The sequence below is a fragment of the Micromonospora sicca genome, from assembly GCF_003172935.1.
GTDB lineage: Bacteria > Actinomycetota > Actinomycetes > Mycobacteriales > Micromonosporaceae > Micromonospora > Micromonospora sicca.
On record NZ_QGKS01000480.1, the window covers coordinates 1 to 4699 of the forward strand.

5 protein-coding genes and 1 pseudogene are annotated in these 4699 nt (G+C 77.3%); all 6 read right to left on the reverse strand.

Annotated features, from left to right (window positions below):
- A partial coding sequence (locus DKT69_RS34845; RefSeq protein ID WP_201750010.1) for a baseplate J/gp47 family protein occupies positions 1 to 1124 on the reverse strand: 1124 nt, incomplete at its 3' end.
- Positions 1121 to 1570, reverse strand: coding sequence for a GPW/gp25 family protein (locus DKT69_RS34850; protein ID WP_109805627.1), 450 nt, complete (start codon positions 1568 to 1570; stop codon positions 1121 to 1123). The genes DKT69_RS34845 and DKT69_RS34850, both read right to left, overlap by 4 nt.
- Complete coding sequence (locus DKT69_RS34855) at positions 1567 to 1905, reverse strand: hypothetical protein (protein ID WP_109805628.1); 339 nt, start codon at positions 1903 to 1905, stop codon at positions 1567 to 1569. Before DKT69_RS34855 ends, DKT69_RS34850 begins: the two co-directional genes overlap by 4 nt.
- The gene (locus tag DKT69_RS34860; protein ID WP_201750011.1) at positions 1905 to 3485 is read right to left on the reverse strand and encodes a phage baseplate assembly protein V; all 1581 of its coding nucleotides are present in this window, start codon (positions 3483 to 3485) and stop codon (positions 1905 to 1907) included. Before DKT69_RS34860 ends, DKT69_RS34855 begins: the two co-directional genes overlap by 1 nt.
- Positions 3482 to 4225: a CIS tube protein gene (locus DKT69_RS34865; protein ID WP_109805629.1), complete on the reverse strand. Its 744-nt coding sequence runs from the start codon at positions 4223 to 4225 to the stop codon at positions 3482 to 3484. The genes DKT69_RS34860 and DKT69_RS34865 overlap by 4 nt, the downstream gene beginning before the upstream one ends.
- Positions 4225 to 4699: pseudogene (locus tag DKT69_RS40445) on the reverse strand (hypothetical protein); the annotation flags it as partial. The pseudogene DKT69_RS40445 and the gene DKT69_RS34865, both read right to left, overlap by 1 nt.

Here is a 4699-nt window from a genome sequence, read left to right on the forward strand (position 1 = left end):
AAGCTGTAGACGGCGGCCCGGGTGAACGCTCGGGCCCGGGCCACCGCGCCGGAGCCGGCGGCGAGGATCTCGTAGTCGCGGGCGGTCACCGCGCGCTGCTGGGCGAAGAACTCGTACGGCCCGCGGGCCAGCGCGGCCTCCAGCGACTCCAGGTCCCGGCCGCCGCCGGCCCGCTCCGGGTTGTCCACCTTCAGCCCGGGCAGCGGGTCGCGCAGGCTGGTCAGCGTCCCGGCGGCGACGTTGCCGCCCGGCCCGCCGCCGCTGCGGTCCCAGAGCCGCACCTGCCGCCCGGCCGGTGGCACCGCCGCGACCGTCGCCGCCGGCCCGCCGCCCGGGCCGCCGGTTCCCGGGCCGGGCGCCCCCTCGGCACCCGGCCCGGTCACCGCCGCGGCCGGACCGGCGGGGGAGCGCAGGTCCAGCGCGGGGGCGAAGGTGACCACCCCGGAGGCCCGGTCGACCAGGTAGACCTTGGCCTGCGGGCCGAGCCCGGCGAAGCTGTCCACCGGCCGCCAGATCTCGAAGGTCCGCCCGTCGTGCTCCCGGGCCGCCGCGCCCAGCTCCACCGAGCCGGCCGGCACCTCCACGCCGAGCAGCAGGTCCAGCGGCTCGGCGGTGCGGGTCAGCGGGGCCTTCGCCGCGCGCAGCACCTGGCCGGGCTGGCCGGTGCCGGTGCCGAGCAGTTCCGCCTCGACCGGCTCGCAGTGGTGCAGGCGTACCGTCACCTCGGTCTCCCCGGCGGGCAGCAGCGCCGGCTCGGTGGTGACGAAGACGACGGGCCGGGGGTCGGCGCCGCGGGCGGCGGCGACCCGGGTCCCGGCCGGGATCCGGACCGCGCCGCGGTCCGGGCCGGTCCGGGTGAACCGGACGTCCGCCCAGGCCGCCGAGGGCGGGTGGCGGGTCACCCCGAGCAGGTTCAGGAACGCGACGTACGCCTTCTCCGGCAACTGGTTCAGCCGGTAGATCATCACCTCGGTCAGGTACGCGAACGCCTCCAGCAGCGCCATCCCGGGATCGTGCGCGGACAGATCCGTCCAGTCGGGGCAGGACTGGCGGATCCGTTCCCGCGCCTCGGTGACCAGGTCGAGGAAGGCGCGGTCGTCGAGGTGCGGCACCGGCAGCGTCATGACGGGTCTCCCTCGGCGCGGTCGTGGTCCGGCGGGTCGTCGTCGGGCAGCAGGTCGACGGAGAAGACCAGCTGGCCGGGGGAGAGGCTGGCGCGGACCCGGTAGTCGAGCCGGATGACGAGGCGCCACGGGTCGTCCGGGTCGGGTCCGGCGTCCACGTCGATCACCTTGACCCGCGGCTCCCACCGCCGGATCGCCTGCCGGACGTAGTGGATGGCCAGCCCGGCGGTGGTGTCGTCGTTGGGCGCGAAGACCAGCCGGTGCAGCCGGGACCCGTACCCGGGTCGCATCAGCCGCTCGCCGGGCGTGGTGGACAGCAGCAGGAACAGCGCCTGGCGTACCGTCTCGTCGCCGTCGGTCATGGCGAGCCCGCCGGCGGCGGTCAGCGCCAGCCCACCGGTGCGACCCGCGTCGAAGCCGGCGCCGACGAAGCGGAAGGCCGTCATGCGTCCGCCTCCAGGAAGGTCTGCCGCGGGTCGCGGACGGTGTGGTGGACCAGCCCCGGCGGGGTGCCGTCGGTGAGCCCGTCCAGGCTGTCCAGCACCACCCGGTGCCCGTCCACCCGCAGCCAGGCGCTGTAGCCGACACTGACCCGCAGGGTCTTGGCGCACGGCTTGATGGTCGGCCCGTAGTTGGGGCAGGCGGTGATGTCCCGCCCCTCCGGGTCGGCGTCGACCAGCACCGGCACGCCCCGCACGGTCACCCAGTGCTGCGAGGCGCGGTTGGCGACCCGACCGTCGTGGTCGCACACGATCAGCGAGTCGCGGTGGATCCAGCGCATCAGCCACCTCCGTGGGCGCGGGCGAGGGTGCGGGCCTGCGCCGCGGCGGTGTCGGCGTCCTCGGTCGCCTCCGCGCGCAGGAAGTCGACGGTCCGGGCGCGGACCACCATCGCCCGGCCGGGCGCGGAGAGCACCAGGTCGCCGGCCGCGTGCACGGTGGTCAGCTCCGGCCGCAGCTCCACGAAGCTGCCCCCGTCGGTGGCCAGCCGCAGCGTGCGGCCGTCGTCGTCGATGACGATCGACTGGCCGGTGCCGGTCTGCATCGACCAGCGCCGGGACCGCCCGTCGACGATCCCCGCGTCGTACGGCTCGATCGCGCCGAAGAGCGAGCCGAGGACGATCCCCGACGCCGGCTCCCCGCCGGGGAGCACCACCAGCACGGTGTCGTCCGGGTCGGGCAGTGCCACGATGCCCTTGCCCCGCCCCGCGCCCGGGCAGACCACCGCGAGCCAGCCGGCGTCCAGGTCCCCGTACGCGGGCAGGGTCAACCGGACCCGGCCGAGCCGGTCCGGGTCGTCGACGTCGGTGACCGTGCCGAGGGTGACCGTCGCCGGGACGGGCGCCGGGCTCGGCGGCGGGTCGGGCGGGACGGTGGCGAAGGCGGTCAGGTGGCCGTTCGCGTCCACGGTGTGCACCACCTCGGTGAGCACGTACACCCCGGCGACCGGCTCGGGAACCCCGGTGAGCCGGATCCGCCGGCCCGGGCGCAGCGCCGGGTCGCCCTCGGCCACCCCCTCGGCGGTGACCAGGGCGGCGACCCGGGCGTCCAACCCGGCCTGGGCCAGGGCGGCCAGCTCGTCGTCGCTGCGGCCGGGCTGGTCCACCGCCGTCCGTACGCCGTCCGCGCCCACCCCGCCCGGGTCCGGCGTCAGCGGGATGCGGCGGCCCGAGCGGGCCTCGCCCACCTGCTGCCGCAGCGGCTCGGCGCGCTGCGGGTGCCAGCCCAGCGCGGCGCTCTCCCCGCCGGCCCGGTCCAGGTTCTCCGCGATCCGCAGCGAGTGCACCGAGTCGCCCAGCGCCAGCGGCACCGGCTCGCCGTACCCGTCGAGGGTCAGCAGCCGCAACCGGTCCCCGTCGGCGGCGAGGTGCAGCCCGGCCCGCCCGGCCACCTCGCGCAGCAGCTCCAGGTCGGTGTGCCGGTGCTGGAGCAGCCGGTCCAGCCGGGGCCCGTCGGTCTCCGCGTCGACCGTCCACCCCAGGTCGGCGCAGAGTTCCCGGGCCAGGTCGGCGGCGGTCACCGACTCGAAGACCCGCAACTGCTGCCGCTTGCGCAGCCGGTGCAGCCCGTCGTACGCCCGGATCCGCAGCAGGGCCGTGCCGTCGCCGGCGTACTCCAGCTCGACGCAGGTGACCTCGCCGGTGAACAGGGCGTCCGGGTGGCCGTCCAGGCGGAGGTCGAGGGCGGCGCCGGGGCGGACCGGCGGGTCGAGGGCGACCGCGCCCGGGCCGGCGGTGAGGGTGACCTCGCACTGGGTCGGCTGGTCCAGCCGGGCGGCGACCCGGACCGCGCGCAGCCGCCGGGCGTCGGGCAGCGGCACGCCGTCCACGGTGACGGCGGGTGTCCGGGGCACGGTCGTCACGGCGCACCTCCCGACCCGGCGGCGGACGCGGTGACCGGGGGCACGGCGAGCGGGGTGCCGGCCGGCACGGTCAGCGGGTCGCTGATCCGGTTGTGCTCGGCGAGCAGCCGCCAGCGCAGCGGCGAGCCGAGCGCGTCGTGGGCGAGCAGGTCGAAGCGCACCCCCGACCAGCCGGGCTCGGCGGCGCCGTCCGCGGCGGCCACCACCGCCGAGCCGGGCGGGACGGTGGGGGTGCTCGCCGCGGCCAACTCCTCCTCGAAGCCCGCCCGGGCCGCCTCGGCGCCCTCCGCCACCCGGACCAGCTTCAGCCGCAGCCAGGACCGGCGCGGGGTACCGGTGAGGGTGAACGCGTCGAAGCGTTCCGCCACGGCCACGATGACGCCGGGCACGTTCCAGGTCTTGCCCCAGACCAGGCGGACCAGGGGCGGCCGCAGCCAGCCGTGCTCGGCGGTCGAGTTCTCCGCCAGCAGCCACAGTGGACGGGTCAGCGTCCGGACGTCCTCGGGGCGTACCTGGGCCTCGACGAAGTCCACGTCGAAGAGCAGGTCCAGGACCAGTTCGGTACGGCCGCCGCCGGTGAAGACCAGCGGGTCGTCGGCGAGGCCGGCCCCGGTGAGCTGACCGTCGGCGCCGCCCCGGGGGCGTACCCCGGCCAGCCGGGTGACCTGCACGGTCTCCGGGTTGAGCAGGCAGTCGACCCGGGTGCCGGACTCGTCCACGAGGAAGGCGACGCGTTCCATCAGCCAGCCGCCTGTTCCCGGTCCAGCCGGCGCCGGTGCGCGGCGTCGCCGGCGGGTGCGGCCGGCGCCCACAGCTTCCGGTCGTCGGGCAGCGCCGGCCACGGATCACGCGGGTGTTCGCCGGCCCGCGGCAAGCCTGTCCCGGCCGGCCATGACGGCCCGGCCGGCGGTACCCCGGGCGGGGCGGATCGGGTCGCCTCGGCCGGCAGCTCGGGCCAGGCACCGGCGGTGGGCGCGGGCGGCGTCCCGGCCGGCCCCGTCCACCGCCAGTTCCACTCCTCACCCGGGCCGCGGGGGCGGACCGACGCGGGTTCCCTCGGGGTCTGGGCGGTGTCGGCGTCGACGGCCGGGCCCGGCGGGTGACTGCCGGAGGAGTGCCGCCCCGCCGGCTCCCCGTCCGGGCGAGGGACGCCCGGATTCCGGTGCGGTTGTTGTCGCTGGAACGACGACGACCGCGCCCGCAGAGCCTGGACG

Coding starts and splice junctions, on each gene's coding strand:
- DKT69_RS34850 (WP_109805627.1), bottom strand. CDS start 1,570: ATGACGGCCTTCCGCTTCGTCGGCGCCGGCTTCGACGCGGGTCGCACC.
- DKT69_RS34865 (WP_109805629.1), bottom strand. CDS start 4,225: ATGGAACGCGTCGCCTTCCTCGTGGACGAGTCCGGCACCCGGGTCGAC.
- DKT69_RS34855 (WP_109805628.1), bottom strand. CDS start 1,905: ATGCGCTGGATCCACCGCGACTCGCTGATCGTGTGCGACCACGACGGT.